The sequence below is a fragment of the Candidatus Binatota bacterium genome (assembly GCA_012960245.1).
Classification (GTDB): Bacteria; Desulfobacterota; Binatia; order UBA1149; family UBA1149; genus UBA1149.
On sequence record DUBO01000005.1, the window covers coordinates 1 to 512 of the forward strand.

At 63.1% G+C, this 512-nt stretch carries 1 protein-coding gene and 1 pseudogene; both read right to left on the reverse strand.

Annotated elements, in window-relative coordinates; genetic code table 11:
• Positions 1–259 (reverse strand): hypothetical protein (locus EYQ35_00525; protein HIF62631.1); only part of this gene is annotated, 259 nt, incomplete at its 3' end.
• Positions 260–349: 90 nt separating this feature from the next.
• Positions 350–512, reverse strand: a pseudogene (locus tag EYQ35_00530) (hypothetical protein).

Sequence of the window (512 nt, forward strand, 5' to 3'; positions counted from 1 at the left end):
CCGAGCCGGAGTCGCTCCCCGCGTCGTCGTTGCGCCACGCCCCGACAATGGCCGTGTCGCCGCTGATCGCTACCGAGGTTCCGAATTGGTCACCTCCTGCAGCATCAGAGGCTGTGATCTTTTTGACCTCGCCCCAGTTGTTCACGCCGCCCTCGTCGCGCTGGTATATGTAGGCCGAGCCGGACCAGTACGTTGTAGGCGCGGGCGGATCCCAGTCGTAAGGTGCCCCGACAATGGCCGTGTCACCGCTGATCGCCACCGAAGACCCGAACGCGTCCTCTCCTGCAGCATCAGAGGCTGTGATCTTTTTGACCTCGCCCCAGTTGCCCGATCCGCCCGCGTTGCGCTGGTATATGTAGGCCGAGCCGGAATAGACCCCGGCATCGTCATCGCCAGCCGCACCGACGATCACCGTGTCGCCGCTGATCGATACCGAGAATCCAAAATTATCCAACGCGGCGGCGTCAGAGGCTGTGATCTTTTTGACCTCGCCCCAGTTGCCCGATCCGCCC